Origin of the sequence: Lactobacillus kalixensis DSM 16043, from assembly GCF_001434335.1 — a bacterium.
GTDB lineage: Bacteria > Bacillota > Bacilli > Lactobacillales > Lactobacillaceae > Lactobacillus > Lactobacillus kalixensis.
On record NZ_AZFM01000044.1, the window covers coordinates 1 to 11214 of the forward strand.

Genomic DNA, 11214 nt, shown 5'->3' on the forward strand with positions numbered 1-11214 from the left:
AAAAGCCAGAACCTATAAAGCTTCCAGCTTATTTAGTGCTTTCAAGTTTCAGTAATTGATCTACTCTTTCTTTCAGCACTTAAATCAATATTCTCGGTGCGAATCTTACGATCTATCTCAATATCAATTAGCTTGATTAAGCAGGCTTGAAACTCCTTATCCCCTCTGCTCTTTTCGATATTATCGCTAAGAGTAGCTTTAATATCTCTTAATCTTGATACGCTCCACTCATACAAGTTATAGAACGTTACCCATACGCCATTAACTAGCATGGTTAATCACTCCTTAAAACGGTAAATCATCATCAGTAACAGTTATGTCACCTGATCCTTGAAATGGGTCTTGTGGTGGTTGGGATGCATTCTGTGCCCCATTTTGCCCCTTAGGTCTTGAATCTAAGAACGTGATACTATCAGCAACTACTTCAGTTACATAAACACGTTGATTATCCTTGTTTTGATAGCTTCTTGTTTGAATACGACCATCAACCCCAATCAATGAACCTTTATGTGCATATTGATTCAATATTTCAGCGGTCTTTCTCCAAGCGATACATTGAATGAAGTCTGCTTCTCTATTACCTTGAGCATCCTTGAACGGTCTACTTACTGCTAAAGTAAAACTAGCAACATTAGTACCGCTTTGAGTTTGTCTTAAATCAACATCCTTGGTTAATCTACCAACTAATACACTTCTATTAATCATTTATTCCCTACTACTTTCATCCCTTTAAAGATGCCTTTGCATACTTCGTGACGTACCACTTGAACCGGTTCTCCTCTTAATTCCGCAATTTCAGCAACCTTTCTATTGAAAGTGCCTAAATCGTTATTTTCAAAAGCAATAACCGTATCATAAGCAAGCACTGTCTGTCTTTCTTCTTTTTCTAGCTCTGATAAGTCACTAATTTTAGTTAATGTTGTCATTGGTTTCTCTTTCGCTTAACAGCTCAAATGGATTAAAGCTCATTTTTTCAACTCTATCCCACTTAAGATCAAGTGTTTCAATGTCATGTTGAAGGCGTTCAAGATCAGCATTAGTTGCGGTTTCTTTTACTACTTCAGCAGTGCCATATAAATCGTTGTCGATTAATTCACCGTCAATGTAGTATTCACCGTGATAAGACAATGAGTAGTGGTCAATGTAGTCTTTTCTAATTCTTACTAATTTCATTTTCGTGCTCCTTCAAATATTTCAAAGCAAGGATTGAATACCCCGCAGTATCTAACAATGTATCTGCTAAAGATTCATCGTTTTCCTTGAATTCATTATTAGTAATTAAATGTTCAATTCTGTTGTACTTATCGCTAAGGCGAATACCAATGACAGGTAAACCGTACTTATCAATAGACTTAGTAAACGAATCACCATAAGCCTTATTTTTAGACAGCAGTGTATCTGCTAGGTCATCCGTGTATTTTTTGAATGGATTGTTAGTCTTAAAATGTTCATCATTCCACTGATTTATGAGAAAAAGCAGCACATTTAATTGATCATTTGTAACGTATTCACTGATTCTTTTTAAGTAATAGTAATCCCTAGAAAAGTTATAAACTTCGAATGGCTCTTCATTCTCAGGGGCATAATCAATCTCTAGCGGAAGTTGATTATCAATATCAAACCGTATCAATTTAAAATGTGTGCTAATCTTTTTTAACCGTTTTTCCAATTCTTCAATTATCATTTCTTTAATCCTTCCTGGGGTAGCGGTTTGTAAAGATCAAACCTAATGTTTCAAACCCTTTCACTAGCGGCTTAACGGCGTTTTCTCTAAAGAACAAATTCATTAACTCTGCACCACTTACATGGTATTCAGCGTGAGCACCTGAACTAACGTACTCGATACGCCCACTATTTCTCATAACATAGGTTTTATAGCCGTCTGCTATGGTGTTCCCTGGTTTTAAATGTATTTTGCTCATCCTTTTCTCCTTTCCAGTAAACAGTCGCGATAATAACGGCCACACGTCTTATATCGCTAAGAATTGGATCATCAAGCCATTCTTTATATTCTTTAGTGAATGGTCTGTAATCTGATAAAGCGCCCCATTCCCATTCTTCTTTTAAGTTGTCTTCGTTCTTGTCAATGTCTAGTAGCATTGAGAACATCCCTCTAAAAGTCAGCATTCCTTCATTGGCGTGTCTTTCATCGATCAACCACTTAATACGATCTGTAACGAAATCAGGTAAAGGATAACTGCTGTATGGTGGCTCAATATCCTGTTCTTCGTTTACCTTCCATCCGTAAACTTGGGCGTATGCTTCTGTAACTCTATCCATTTGTTTTCTTCTCCTGTCCTGCTAAAAATTCATGTGATAACTTCATAGCTTTCATAAAATCGTTGTAATGTATTCTTGTTCAGTCATCCGCAAGCTTCCGACCACATATAAAGCAGTAGTTAAGCCGCTTAGTTGCATAATCACCTGAATCAACGTTATAAACGCTTAGAAAGTATTCACTATCTTCAGATTTCAGCAATTCCATGTAGTTAACATTGTCCAGCTTACTGTTTGTCTTTAATTCAAGTTCACAAGGAATGCTGTTACTCATTAAAAATTCAGTTTTTCCATTTTCATTCTTGTATTGAATAAACTTGCCGCCTTCACCAATTGTTTGACACAAAGGGCAAAGGCTCTTATTAAGTTCTTTTTCTTCTTTGTTTTTGTTCATGGCTAGTACCTCTTGTCTGCAATTTTTTAGATCACATTGATAATCTTTCATCTTCGACACCATCAAAGGACACGATGTGCCCTCTGCTGCCCCTCAAAAGCCGCGACACAAGCTTTGGATCATATATCCGCTGTATTTCATCTAAAGACAAATTAGACGTCGCTATAACCCGTTTTTGCCCCTCTAGAATGTCGTACAACATATCAGATACCCACTGTGTAGGACCAGTGCTTCTCCCCATAGCCGACTCAGTTCCTAAATCATCTAATACCAGTACATCTGCCTCTAAGGCTAGATTAGTGACGGTTTCTTGTGTCCATTTTGGATTGAGCTTGCCGAAACCACTTTTGATGATAGTTAGGGCGTTGCTAAAGTTTAAAAATAGACACTTTTGAGCCGGCTCAGCGTTATCGTTTATTGCTTTGAGCATCCCCCAGGCTAGGTGTGTCTTGCCGCCACCCGGCGTACCAGTCAGCAGCGTATTAAACTGCTTGTTTGGATATTTGAGATACTCGCCGGCAATGTGCCGGACCTGCTGAAATACTTCTCGTTCCTTAGGTGTATCTTGCCTAAAGTTGTCAAATGAGTTTTTAAAAACGTTCTTATCTCTGACAAGTTCCTTGTGTTCCTTGTCAGTAAGAAAGCCCCGTTTTTGGTTATCGAGCATCTTCAACCCTGCTTGACGTAGCTCTTTTTGGTTTTGCTCTTGTTGGCAGACCGGACAGAATGGCTCTTTTGGTCCTTTTTTCCATGGAGAAACAACTTTTCTCACGTGATGTATAGGGCATATATCATCCGTTTCAACCGGTCTAGGAAAACTTGCTAACTGCATCTAATCGCCTCCTTAAAACGGTAAATCATCGTCACTAATAATCCCTTCCGGTGCGGTGTTTAACAGTGAGTCAAGATTCTGCAGCTTTTTGCCGTTTGCATCATCTACGCTGTAATCATCGTCCATGCCGCCATTAAACCAAGTTGAGCCATCGCGCCACTGCAAATCTCTAAATCCATTTGCACGTGTAGTTTCAACGTACCGTTTATAGTCAGATAGGGCTTGCTTGGCTCTCTCAAAGGTATTTGCCTTTGATCTCTTTCTCCAAGCTTTATAGTGAGACAAGGCTTTCTGCTTACCTCTCTTTTTTGGATAATCCTTCCATATCTGCTCAAACTCTTCTTCAAGCTTTTTGGTTAGTGACTTTGGTTTAGGTTTTTGTTGCTCAACTTTGGTTGAGCTATTATTATTTGTTCTATTATTCTGTTCTCTTGAATTGTTCTCTTTATACCAAGTGGGCTTTACTACCCCATTAAGCTCCGCTTTACTACCCCCACCAACCGCAGTTGACCACCCTAGTGAAGTACACTTTACTAGGGCTTCACCTGCATAAATCTTCCTGCCAATTACCGCATTTGTTTCTTTGTCGTGTATTTTTTCACGCCTTATATAGTTACGCTCTTCAAGTATTTTCAGCCAATCGTTAACAGCCTGTTTAGTAGCTTTCATACGCTTTGCTATCTTGTCATTTGACATATAAAAGCTGCCGGTTGTATTCAGCATTCCTAGAATTTGACCTAAAAGAAGAATCGCTCTTGGATATTTCTTCATTAAAAATTCGTCTTCATATAAGGCTGCTGGTATTGGTGCAAATGCCTTAACGCCATTAAACTCAAACTCTTCATTCATATCCGTTACCTAATTAATTGCTTTGCGCGATAAATTTCTTATTTAATTCAACATAAGCATCGGAAGCAACGCCCTTAAGGCTATCAACAAATTCTTTGGCTTTCTGATTGCCACTTTGAACGCTATTAAACGCTTGTGATAATAAAATTACCTTGCCGTTGAAATTGATTGGATAATTTTCCAAGTCTTTTGTTGCCCATCCCTCAACTGGACCGTCATATTTTATATTTCCGGTGTTATACTGCTTATTTACGCTCTGCCTAGCAGTTTGCTTAGCTTGCTTCTTCGATGTTTCATCGCTATTGCTCGGTAAATCTTCGCCGGCGTAAACGTCTAAGCCTAATCCTGCAATAGCCAACGCCTTAACTAAAGCTCTCATTTGAGCCTTGTTAATTTGAGCGATGTCAGGGTCGCTTACTGGCTTGTTTTTTTGATCCATTACATATAGGCGTTGAGTATATGATTCGCCTTCAATTTCGACGGTTGCGCCTACTTCACAACCGATTTTAGTAATTCGATAGTCAAGTACACCGGCAAGTTCTAAGCCGTTCTTGGTTTGGATATAGTTAGGATATTCAAGCAATTTGTAATTTGCTCGCGGGTAAGCCGCCTTAACTAAGCCCCACGCCTTAGCCCAAGGGAGATAATTAAGTGGGACATACTTCTTATTTTCCTTGTCGTATCTCTCGCCGGCTTTTTCAAGATATTTAGTTACATCAATCTTGGATAATGTTTCATAGACGCTCTTTTTGACTTCTGTTTTCGATTCTTGTTCTTTGATCTTTTGGATAAGCTCGTCTTTAGTGAGTTTTGACAAGCTCTTTTCATCATTAGCTTCTTTTTTAAGCAGCGCCTTGCTAGAATCAGCAACCATTTTTAGTCCTCCTTAGTGCTCTTCTCATCAAGAGCGGCATCTCTTAATTTCTTCGTTGTATTTTCGATCATTGTGTTAAAAGCAGCCATTACCTGCTCTTCGGGCGTAGCATTGTAAGACGAATCAAAGTTGTACTTGAACTCTTTAACGTACTGAATGTCTTTGCGATAAGTTCCAATCGTTTTAGCGTCTTCTAACATTTCCTTTTGATAAATTGACAAGTTGTCAATCAACTCATCAAATTGTTTTTTTATTTCGTACATCAGTAAACCACCCCAATATCTTGATAAGTAAGATAATCGCCTATCTTATCAGCGTCGTAATCATCTAAGATTAGCTGATAAAGGTTGTAATCGTCGCTGCTCAGATCGTCTAGAAGTGCCATCGGTTCACTGATAGTCATACCGACGGTTGATTCATATATCTCTTTAGCCAACTTGTCTAAAGAGTTCCCGTTTTCCTTTAAGCGCCATTCCATGAACTCCTGTGGAGTATAAATTTCTATATTTTCAACGCCATTATTGCCAACTAGTGTCATTTCACCGCCAGCATCAACAACTAGTGTATCTGGCTCTGTGATAGCTACTAATTTCAAATCATCATTCGTATAAAACATGATATAATTACCTCGTATTGTTTTTTTGATTGCGCGGATCCTATCGGTTCACCTGTGTTGGCAACCAGTAAGATTCCGCGTTTTTTTGCACTTTTTTAACAAAGCTTTTACTTTTCAAGGGCTTTACTTCCTTAACCAAGTAAGTGTGCAAGGCGTTGCTTGCAGCAATTAACTTTGTATTACTCTTGTGTAGTCTGCTCGGAATCTTCATCTTTATCCTCCTCGTTAAATTCAATAAGTGTTTCTGTCGCGAACTTTGCGACTTCATAAGACGCCTCCAGCTCAGAAATGCCTTCTACATCTGCAATGGCTTTTATGGAATCTTCATAGATATCAAACTTGCTAAACGCGATACCGGTATAAGCCGCACGCTTTAACAGCCACGTATCTAGTGTGCTCATTTAACCACCTCCCTTTTTAGATACCAAGCCGATTTCTCAATCGGCTAAAGGCTGCCTTAATTCTTTCTTTTAATGTCATTTTGTTTGACTTTCTAGCCTCTGCAGTTGCTTCATCAACTTTATGACCAAGTAGCGATACCATCGCGCGAATGACACTTTCTCTGCCAGCGATTAAGACAACATCGTTGCTGCCGTCTTCCTTATAAATTGATAGAACAATGTTTAATCCCTCGATATCTCCGTCTTTGATCTTGTCTAAGTAACTCGTTTAACTTTTCTTCCTTGTTCATTTTTTGCCTCCTAAATTCCAAATGGTGAAGGGATGGTTAACAATGCTGTTATCGAAAACGCTAAAAGCATAACCACCGCCACGCTAATTAACACAAACTGTGTTTCTGTTAAATCTGTTTCAAACAGATAGTTAAACCACTTTGTTACCTTCTTCATCGTTAAGCCCCCAAAATCATATAAGCTGCTGATAGAATCACAGCCAAGAAACTCACACCGATTAAGGCAGCTTCACGGCCATTAAAGGGCTTTTCTGGTTGGAAAAACTCGTTGAGTAAGTCCATCCACAGTCTTTTAGCTCTATTACTTAGTTTGTTGTTTTCTTCGATCTGCTTTTTGGTTTTAGGTAAGTCCATAATCGTTACTCTTTCGTCACGCATTCCAATCAATCTCCTTTCGATGTTCTTTCATCCATTCAGCCGCTTCATCTTCAAAAATCGTGAAGCCACGTCCAACGCCTGGATGAATGTCAATCACCCAGTTAGGTTTGAACTTGTAAAAGATTTCAGCTTTTACCCAGTCAATACCATGTGGGTAGCAATACTTTTTTGCAAACTCTTTAATTCCGATTGTTTTTCCTTTGATGGAATCTTCAGGAACGTATCCACGCTCTTTCATGATTTCATCAACCGCTTTAATAATCTCTGCATTGTCTATAGTGAATTGCATTTTTATCACCTCACTTATTTGTTAAAATTACTGATATGAAAGCAGGTAATAAAATGACTGAAACTATTAGAACTGAACGTACTCTTTTAAAGAAACTAGCCAAACGTAAAGCTATAAATCGTAATGATCCAGCAGTTACAAAAGACCCTTATTTAATTCAAGATCTTCAAAATAAAGGTCTTGTTAAAACTGTTCCAAAAACTGAAGTTAGAAATCATATCACCAATACAGTTGATTGGGATTACGCTCTTTCTCCTGAAGGGGAACACTATTTTCAACAACGACGTGAAGAACTTAAAAGATTTCTTTTTAGAAGTGTTTTCGTTCCAATCGCGGTATCTGTCATAACTACCTTAGTAACTACTCAATTAATCCCGTTTATCTGGCATATATTGCAGCCAAAGTAAGCAAAGTGGTAACTAAACTTACAAAAATTGGAATTAAGTAGTCACAAATAACTTTTCTATCGAACTTTTTAACTTTTTCGTCTAAGTCATCGTGTGAATCCATCTTTCTCACCCCCTTTCTATTTTTGGTAAACTTAAATCATCTCAACTAAGGAGGTGATTTGATGACTGAACAAGAATTCAATGATAAGTACAAGGAATTTCTTCAAGAGTTTAATGATCAGTATCATTCAAGTAATCAGCTTCATGATTTGTTGCATGATGAATCTTTTACTATGGAATTTCACCAAGCTAAAAGCTCTGATGAAAAAATGATGCTAATTTCTGCAAAATTATTTGAAGCCGAATCAAATCGTACTAATCAACTCGTTCGTTTTATGTTGAAAAAGTTTTTGGATGTTAGAAATTAGCTCCTTCATCTATTGCCTTAGAAATAAGTTCTTCTAACTTCTGAATAACTTTTTCATCATCAAGCTTGTCAATTTTGGCAAGCTTTTTATTTTGTTTTGAAATAAGGTTATCCAACTTTTCAACAGATTCAATCAAGTGATCAATTTTTGCTTGAGCTTGATCAATTTCTGAAGTATTAACATGAACAGTAATTTCATTGTGTTCTTTCATCTTTCTCACCTCATTCTTCTTTATCGAAAGAACTTTGATTCATAGCTTCTTCAACATGCTTTTCTATAAGTTTTAGAATTTCTCTTACTTCTTTTTTCTTTTCATTGATAGTGAAGTAAGTGTGTGTGTCTAAAACCCTTCTATCAATCAGTTCTCGAAGTAAATCTTCAGAGCTGATTTTTTTAATATCAATCATTGTCATCCTCCAAGTAAACTTCACTCATACCTAACAGATCACAAACATTTGCTAAAAGTTCGTAGTTAGAATCTTGCAAATCTCTAATAGTAAAATCTCTTTCATCTTTCTTAATTCCACTATCTATGATGGTAGAGACCTTACTATAGGTAGTGCCCGGTTCGTTTAGTCGGACCAGCTCTTTGAGTGCATCTCTAACGTTTTCGTATTCAGTCGTTTTTCTAGTCCTTTCTTGACTGCTCTGTAGCCTTTTTCCGTGTAAAGCCACTGTGGTACTTCCTTATCTGAATAACGCGATTTGCTATTTGTCCATCTACCGTATTCGTTTTGCCCCGGTTGTTCAGCTTTAAGCCCTAACTGGTTAGCAGTTCTTCCCACCATAGCCGCTGTAGTGCCTAGCTTTTTAGCAATATCACCGGCCGAATATTCTTTCTCTTTCATAATTGGGATAGTCATTTCACCAGTAATTTCTTTAGCGGCTCTCGCTAATAATTGCTGTTTAGAACTATTGGAATCAGTAGCCATTGCAATCTTGTAAAGCATGTTTGCTTTGCGAGTCGCTGCATTGTCCTTCATGATTGCTAACCGTTCTTGAGAAGCAATCGATGGTTTATTTTCTTTAATCGCTACTCGCATATTGAAGTAGTTATCAACTAAGTCATCGTAGATATCCCATGCTTTGTCATCGTCCATGATCTTCAAGAGCTTTGCATATCCACGCTCGGATAATAGGTAAATGTGGTTCGCATTGCCCCATTGAGCTTTTGTAAATCCTAACTTCATAAACAGATCACTGTCAGTGATCTGTTTTAGATCAATGATGTCGATACCATCTTTAAATCTTTTACGATTCCTATTAATAGTTTGATTAATAGTTCTGGTGTCAGTTAGGTGAATTGTTGCAACATCATTAGCTAACATTGCTTTCTTGCCTTCACCGAAACCACCTTCAATTCCAGTAAATTCGATTTTTCCGACTTTCTCGGTTCCTAAAACTTTTAAAGGTTCCATTTATTTTTCCTCTCTATCTTCTCTTGCTAACTTAAATAGAAATTGTGTTGTAACTCCTAAATAATCAGCGACATCTTGTAACACATCAGCTCGCGGCATGCTCTTATTCCACTTACTGATATTTCCATTTGATAAGTGAAGATCGTGCTCTATTTGGTAAATTGATTTACCATTCTTGAATGCCACGTCCTTTACTGCTGAATAAAGTGACATATTAAACTCCTTTCTAAATCTTGAAATCACGAATAACCTTTAGAATGAACTGATTAGCAGCAGGATTAGTTTTTGAACCAGTAAGGTAGTTTGAAACTTCTTGCTTTGTCATTCCATACATCTTTGCTAAGTCTGTTGACTTGATGCCGTTGTCTTTGAGATAGCTAGCAACAAGTTCCCGACCTGGTTTTGTTGATGGCATATAATCACCTCTCACTTATAAGATTTTTTTAGTAAGTAGAAAAGTACAAAATCATGTTGCATATTTTTGTACTAAATAGTAATATGAAAGCATAAGAAATAAGCATTAAACAAATACCCCTACCTGTTTTTTATGTGCGTTTCTTATTGCGTTTTTTTATTACTAATTAACTTACAGGAATTATATTAGTACTTAAGTACAAATTAGTCAACAGTATTTTTGTACTTTTTTGAAATAATTTGTGTAAGTATCTTTTGAGGTACTTATAAATGCTATTAGATAGAATAAAAGAAAGAGCTAAAAAATTTGATATGTCGCTGCAAGATATAGCGGAAAAAACGGGTATTAGCCCAAATACCATTTATAGTTGGAGAAAGAAAACACCAAGAATAGATAAACTTCAAAAAGTTGCAGATGTTTTGCATACTTCAACCGATTATTTGAATGGTAAAACAGATAATCCAAATATATCAGATGATATTAATACTAAATCAGCCGACTTAGCTGATGATGATGTTTTGTTTACTTATCAAGGTAAAGAAATACCTGCAGAAGACATGGATTATATCCGTGGTTTACTTAAGAGATTCGATGAAAATCATGAATAACACTACTAAATACCTTTTTAATTTTGCTTATGATAATCAAATTTCAATAATTTTAGACAAAAAAATAAACGTCCCTTTTTCTGATCCTAAAAGACGTTTAGTAGTTATTAATAATTATGAGCCTTTTCCATTAGCACACGAAATCGCACATATTTTGAATGATGATCCTGGGATTTTGTATTTCACACAAAGTAAGTCATCTATAGAAGGTGGCGCCAATAAATTAGCGGTTAAGCTTCTCGCAGAATATTATTTCGATGAATTGGACCCCGAATTATACAATATAGATACATTCATAAGATATTACCATATCCCTACATATTTAAGAGATTATTGTTTTGATGTGATTAAATGGTCCAAAAACTGAAGACTCTAGAAGGAACCTCTAAAAATGACAAAATTTAATTTAACTTCTTTTTATATAAATACTAGTGATACAGCAAAAGTTAATTTTATTCCTACCAATAAGAATGAACTAACTAATACTATCGCTAATCTTACTTTTTATATAAATGAAAAAGATAAAGAAAAAATGGAGAAAACTCCTGTTAATCAATTATATTGTGTTGCAAAAGCTGAAAACTCCACATTAATAGAAACTTCAGTTGATATACCAGTTGGAGAAATTGGATATAAAAATTTCTTGGAACTTGGTTTTGTTTTTGATGTTCCCAATAAAATTGAGAATAAATCAGTAAATAACTGAAACTTGAAAGCACTAAATAAGCTGGAAGCTTTATAGGTTCTGGCTTTTTC

29 protein-coding genes are annotated in these 11214 nt (G+C 36.5%); 5 read left to right on the top strand and 24 right to left on the bottom strand.

The genetic code is table 11. The features are described from left to right. Nucleotides 1-41: 41 nt before the first annotated feature. The 17 genes from FC46_RS08860 to FC46_RS08930 form a co-directional block, all read right to left on the bottom strand. Complete coding sequence (locus FC46_RS08860) at nucleotides 42-272, bottom strand: hypothetical protein (protein ID WP_057799911.1); 231 nt, start codon at nucleotides 270-272, stop codon at nucleotides 42-44. Between the two features lie 13 nt (nucleotides 273-285). Beyond that, nucleotides 286-705, bottom strand: coding sequence for a single-stranded DNA-binding protein (ssb, locus tag FC46_RS08865; RefSeq protein WP_057799913.1), 420 nt, complete (start codon nucleotides 703-705; stop codon nucleotides 286-288). Further along, nucleotides 702-926, bottom strand: a complete 225-nt coding sequence (locus FC46_RS08870) for a hypothetical protein (protein WP_057799915.1) — start codon at nucleotides 924-926, stop codon at nucleotides 702-704. The genes ssb and FC46_RS08870 overlap by 4 nt, the downstream gene beginning before the upstream one ends. Next, entirely contained in the window at nucleotides 910-1173 is a 264-nt protein-coding gene (locus FC46_RS08875; RefSeq protein ID WP_057799917.1) for a hypothetical protein, read from the bottom strand. The genes FC46_RS08870 and FC46_RS08875 overlap by 17 nt, the downstream gene beginning before the upstream one ends. Further along, complete coding sequence (locus FC46_RS10065; RefSeq protein ID WP_083478049.1) at nucleotides 1154-1684, bottom strand: nucleotide modification associated domain-containing protein; 531 nt, start codon at nucleotides 1682-1684, stop codon at nucleotides 1154-1156. The genes FC46_RS08875 and FC46_RS10065 overlap by 20 nt, the downstream gene beginning before the upstream one ends. 188 nt (nucleotides 1685-1872) lie before the next feature. Further along, complete coding sequence (locus tag FC46_RS08885; RefSeq protein ID WP_201779060.1) at nucleotides 1873-2280, bottom strand: hypothetical protein; 408 nt, start codon at nucleotides 2278-2280, stop codon at nucleotides 1873-1875. Nucleotides 2281-2359: 79 nt separating this feature from the next. Further along, complete coding sequence (locus FC46_RS08890) at nucleotides 2360-2671, bottom strand: hypothetical protein (RefSeq protein WP_057799919.1); 312 nt, start codon at nucleotides 2669-2671, stop codon at nucleotides 2360-2362. Nucleotides 2672-2702: 31 nt separating this feature from the next. Beyond that, nucleotides 2703-3503 (bottom strand): ATP-binding protein, encoded by an 801-nt coding sequence (locus tag FC46_RS08895; RefSeq protein WP_057799921.1) that lies wholly within the window; start codon nucleotides 3501-3503, stop codon nucleotides 2703-2705. Nucleotides 3504-3515: 12 nt separating this feature from the next. Further along, the gene (locus FC46_RS08900; RefSeq protein ID WP_057799923.1) at nucleotides 3516-4352 is read right to left on the bottom strand and encodes a MarR family transcriptional regulator; all 837 of its coding nucleotides are present in this window, start codon (nucleotides 4350-4352) and stop codon (nucleotides 3516-3518) included. Between the two features lie 13 nt (nucleotides 4353-4365). Beyond that, nucleotides 4366-5226 carry a Sak single strand annealing protein gene (locus tag FC46_RS08905; protein WP_057799925.1) on the bottom strand — a complete coding sequence of 287 codons (861 nt, stop codon included), beginning with the start codon at nucleotides 5224-5226 and terminating at the stop codon, nucleotides 4366-4368. A 2-nt stretch (nucleotides 5227-5228) separates the two neighbouring features. Next, entirely contained in the window at nucleotides 5229-5489 is a 261-nt protein-coding gene (locus FC46_RS08910) for a hypothetical protein (RefSeq protein WP_057799927.1), read from the bottom strand. Further along, complete coding sequence (locus tag FC46_RS08915) at nucleotides 5489-5842, bottom strand: hypothetical protein (RefSeq protein ID WP_057799929.1); 354 nt, start codon at nucleotides 5840-5842, stop codon at nucleotides 5489-5491. Before FC46_RS08915 ends, FC46_RS08910 begins: the two co-directional genes overlap by 1 nt. Nucleotides 5843-6021: 179 nt before the next feature. Next, nucleotides 6022-6243: a hypothetical protein gene (locus FC46_RS08920; protein ID WP_057799931.1), complete on the bottom strand. Its 222-nt coding sequence runs from the start codon at nucleotides 6241-6243 to the stop codon at nucleotides 6022-6024. A gap of 16 nt (nucleotides 6244-6259) precedes the next feature. Next, nucleotides 6260-6385 (bottom strand): hypothetical protein, encoded by a 126-nt coding sequence (locus tag FC46_RS10430; RefSeq protein WP_269079432.1) that lies wholly within the window; start codon nucleotides 6383-6385, stop codon nucleotides 6260-6262. A gap of 158 nt (nucleotides 6386-6543) precedes the next feature. Next, a complete protein-coding gene (locus tag FC46_RS10180) occupies nucleotides 6544-6690 on the bottom strand; it encodes a hypothetical protein (RefSeq protein WP_157046822.1) in 147 nt (48 codons plus the stop codon). Nucleotides 6691-6692: 2 nt separating this feature from the next. Then, nucleotides 6693-6911 (bottom strand): hypothetical protein, encoded by a 219-nt coding sequence (locus FC46_RS08925; RefSeq protein ID WP_057799933.1) that lies wholly within the window; start codon nucleotides 6909-6911, stop codon nucleotides 6693-6695. Next, nucleotides 6904-7200 (bottom strand): hypothetical protein, encoded by a 297-nt coding sequence (locus tag FC46_RS08930; RefSeq protein ID WP_057799935.1) that lies wholly within the window; start codon nucleotides 7198-7200, stop codon nucleotides 6904-6906. The genes FC46_RS08925 and FC46_RS08930 overlap by 8 nt, the downstream gene beginning before the upstream one ends. A 53-nt stretch (nucleotides 7201-7253) precedes the next feature. Here FC46_RS08930 and FC46_RS08935 point away from each other — a divergent pair, with 53 nt between their 5' ends. Continuing rightward, nucleotides 7254-7607, top strand: a complete 354-nt coding sequence (locus tag FC46_RS08935; RefSeq protein WP_057799937.1) for a hypothetical protein — start codon at nucleotides 7254-7256, stop codon at nucleotides 7605-7607. Here the strand turns inward: FC46_RS08935 and FC46_RS10435 are convergent. After that, nucleotides 7579-7710: a hypothetical protein gene (locus FC46_RS10435; RefSeq protein WP_269079433.1), complete on the bottom strand. Its 132-nt coding sequence runs from the start codon at nucleotides 7708-7710 to the stop codon at nucleotides 7579-7581. The genes FC46_RS08935 and FC46_RS10435 overlap by 29 nt on opposite strands. Nucleotides 7711-7771: 61 nt before the next feature. On the opposite strand from FC46_RS10435, the gene FC46_RS08940 reads away from it, so the two are divergent. Next, nucleotides 7772-8017 carry a hypothetical protein gene (locus tag FC46_RS08940; RefSeq protein ID WP_057799939.1) on the top strand — a complete coding sequence of 82 codons (246 nt, stop codon included), beginning with the start codon at nucleotides 7772-7774 and terminating at the stop codon, nucleotides 8015-8017. On the opposite strand, the gene FC46_RS08945 is transcribed toward FC46_RS08940, so the two are convergent. From FC46_RS08945 to FC46_RS08965, 6 genes are read right to left on the bottom strand one after another with little or no spacing between them, the layout of a single operon-like run. Next, nucleotides 8007-8228, bottom strand: a complete 222-nt coding sequence (locus FC46_RS08945) for a hypothetical protein (protein WP_057799941.1) — start codon at nucleotides 8226-8228, stop codon at nucleotides 8007-8009. The genes FC46_RS08940 and FC46_RS08945 overlap by 11 nt on opposite strands. 10 nt (nucleotides 8229-8238) lie before the next feature. Next, nucleotides 8239-8424: a hypothetical protein gene (locus tag FC46_RS08950; protein WP_057799943.1), complete on the bottom strand. Its 186-nt coding sequence runs from the start codon at nucleotides 8422-8424 to the stop codon at nucleotides 8239-8241. Further along, nucleotides 8417-8602: a hypothetical protein gene (locus FC46_RS10375; protein WP_236702310.1), complete on the bottom strand. Its 186-nt coding sequence runs from the start codon at nucleotides 8600-8602 to the stop codon at nucleotides 8417-8419. The genes FC46_RS08950 and FC46_RS10375 overlap by 8 nt, the downstream gene beginning before the upstream one ends. After that, nucleotides 8590-9435: an ORF6N domain-containing protein gene (locus FC46_RS08955; RefSeq protein WP_057799945.1), complete on the bottom strand. Its 846-nt coding sequence runs from the start codon at nucleotides 9433-9435 to the stop codon at nucleotides 8590-8592. Before FC46_RS08955 ends, FC46_RS10375 begins: the two co-directional genes overlap by 13 nt. Beyond that, complete coding sequence (locus FC46_RS08960; protein WP_057799946.1) at nucleotides 9436-9648, bottom strand: helix-turn-helix domain-containing protein; 213 nt, start codon at nucleotides 9646-9648, stop codon at nucleotides 9436-9438. A gap of 13 nt (nucleotides 9649-9661) precedes the next feature. Further along, nucleotides 9662-9850 (bottom strand): helix-turn-helix domain-containing protein, encoded by a 189-nt coding sequence (locus FC46_RS08965; RefSeq protein WP_057799948.1) that lies wholly within the window; start codon nucleotides 9848-9850, stop codon nucleotides 9662-9664. A 269-nt stretch (nucleotides 9851-10119) separates the two neighbouring features. Between FC46_RS08965 and FC46_RS08970 the strand changes: the two genes are divergently transcribed. The 3 genes from FC46_RS08970 to FC46_RS08980 are packed head-to-tail and all read left to right on the top strand — an operon-like array spanning nucleotide 10120 to nucleotide 11164. Beyond that, nucleotides 10120-10458, top strand: a complete 339-nt coding sequence (locus FC46_RS08970; RefSeq protein ID WP_057799950.1) for a helix-turn-helix domain-containing protein — start codon at nucleotides 10120-10122, stop codon at nucleotides 10456-10458. Beyond that, nucleotides 10442-10825 carry an ImmA/IrrE family metallo-endopeptidase gene (locus tag FC46_RS08975; RefSeq protein WP_057799952.1) on the top strand — a complete coding sequence of 128 codons (384 nt, stop codon included), beginning with the start codon at nucleotides 10442-10444 and terminating at the stop codon, nucleotides 10823-10825. The genes FC46_RS08970 and FC46_RS08975 overlap by 17 nt, the downstream gene beginning before the upstream one ends. A 24-nt stretch (nucleotides 10826-10849) precedes the next feature. Beyond that, nucleotides 10850-11164, top strand: coding sequence for a hypothetical protein (locus tag FC46_RS08980; RefSeq protein ID WP_057799955.1), 315 nt, complete (start codon nucleotides 10850-10852; stop codon nucleotides 11162-11164). The last annotated feature ends 50 nt before the right edge of the window (nucleotides 11165-11214 follow it).

Excerpts from the sequence above, each read along its gene's own strand:
- FC46_RS08960 (WP_057799946.1), bottom strand. The coding sequence starts at position 9,648 with ATGTCACTTTATTCAGCAGTAAAGGACGTGGCATTCAAGAATGGTAAA.
- FC46_RS08945 (WP_057799941.1), bottom strand. The coding sequence starts at position 8,228 with ATGAAAGAACACAATGAAATTACTGTTCATGTTAATACTTCAGAAATT.
- FC46_RS08900 (WP_057799923.1), bottom strand. The coding sequence starts at position 4,352 with ATGAATGAAGAGTTTGAGTTTAATGGCGTTAAGGCATTTGCACCAATA.
- FC46_RS08875 (WP_057799917.1), bottom strand. The coding sequence starts at position 1,173 with ATGAAATTAGTAAGAATTAGAAAAGACTACATTGACCACTACTCATTG.
- FC46_RS10430 (WP_269079432.1), bottom strand. The coding sequence starts at position 6,385 with ATGGTATCGCTACTTGGTCATAAAGTTGATGAAGCAACTGCAGAGGCT.
- FC46_RS08915 (WP_057799929.1), bottom strand. The coding sequence starts at position 5,842 with ATGTTTTATACGAATGATGATTTGAAATTAGTAGCTATCACAGAGCCA.
- FC46_RS08910 (WP_057799927.1), bottom strand. The coding sequence starts at position 5,489 with ATGTACGAAATAAAAAAACAATTTGATGAGTTGATTGACAACTTGTCA.
- FC46_RS08975 (WP_057799952.1), top strand. The coding sequence starts at position 10,442 with ATGAAAATCATGAATAACACTACTAAATACCTTTTTAATTTTGCTTAT.
- FC46_RS08950 (WP_057799943.1), bottom strand. The coding sequence starts at position 8,424 with ATGATTGATATTAAAAAAATCAGCTCTGAAGATTTACTTCGAGAACTG.
- FC46_RS10180 (WP_157046822.1), bottom strand. The coding sequence starts at position 6,690 with ATGAAGAAGGTAACAAAGTGGTTTAACTATCTGTTTGAAACAGATTTA.
- FC46_RS08940 (WP_057799939.1), top strand. The coding sequence starts at position 7,772 with ATGACTGAACAAGAATTCAATGATAAGTACAAGGAATTTCTTCAAGAG.
- FC46_RS08895 (WP_057799921.1), bottom strand. The coding sequence starts at position 3,503 with ATGCAGTTAGCAAGTTTTCCTAGACCGGTTGAAACGGATGATATATGC.
- ssb (WP_057799913.1), bottom strand. The coding sequence starts at position 705 with ATGATTAATAGAAGTGTATTAGTTGGTAGATTAACCAAGGATGTTGAT.
- FC46_RS08890 (WP_057799919.1), bottom strand. The coding sequence starts at position 2,671 with ATGAACAAAAACAAAGAAGAAAAAGAACTTAATAAGAGCCTTTGCCCT.
- FC46_RS08860 (WP_057799911.1), bottom strand. The coding sequence starts at position 272 with ATGCTAGTTAATGGCGTATGGGTAACGTTCTATAACTTGTATGAGTGG.
- FC46_RS08920 (WP_057799931.1), bottom strand. The coding sequence starts at position 6,243 with ATGAGCACACTAGATACGTGGCTGTTAAAGCGTGCGGCTTATACCGGT.
- FC46_RS08935 (WP_057799937.1), top strand. The coding sequence starts at position 7,254 with ATGACTGAAACTATTAGAACTGAACGTACTCTTTTAAAGAAACTAGCC.
- FC46_RS08965 (WP_057799948.1), bottom strand. The coding sequence starts at position 9,850 with ATGCCATCAACAAAACCAGGTCGGGAACTTGTTGCTAGCTATCTCAAA.
- FC46_RS08930 (WP_057799935.1), bottom strand. The coding sequence starts at position 7,200 with ATGCAATTCACTATAGACAATGCAGAGATTATTAAAGCGGTTGATGAA.
- FC46_RS10065 (WP_083478049.1), bottom strand. The coding sequence starts at position 1,684 with ATGATAATTGAAGAATTGGAAAAACGGTTAAAAAAGATTAGCACACAT.
- FC46_RS08870 (WP_057799915.1), bottom strand. The coding sequence starts at position 926 with ATGACAACATTAACTAAAATTAGTGACTTATCAGAGCTAGAAAAAGAA.
- FC46_RS08925 (WP_057799933.1), bottom strand. The coding sequence starts at position 6,911 with ATGCGTGACGAAAGAGTAACGATTATGGACTTACCTAAAACCAAAAAG.
- FC46_RS08885 (WP_201779060.1), bottom strand. The coding sequence starts at position 2,280 with ATGGATAGAGTTACAGAAGCATACGCCCAAGTTTACGGATGGAAGGTA.
- FC46_RS08970 (WP_057799950.1), top strand. The coding sequence starts at position 10,120 with ATGCTATTAGATAGAATAAAAGAAAGAGCTAAAAAATTTGATATGTCG.
- FC46_RS08905 (WP_057799925.1), bottom strand. The coding sequence starts at position 5,226 with ATGGTTGCTGATTCTAGCAAGGCGCTGCTTAAAAAAGAAGCTAATGAT.
- FC46_RS10435 (WP_269079433.1), bottom strand. The coding sequence starts at position 7,710 with ATGGATTCACACGATGACTTAGACGAAAAAGTTAAAAAGTTCGATAGA.
- FC46_RS08955 (WP_057799945.1), bottom strand. The coding sequence starts at position 9,435 with ATGGAACCTTTAAAAGTTTTAGGAACCGAGAAAGTCGGAAAAATCGAA.
- FC46_RS08980 (WP_057799955.1), top strand. The coding sequence starts at position 10,850 with ATGACAAAATTTAATTTAACTTCTTTTTATATAAATACTAGTGATACA.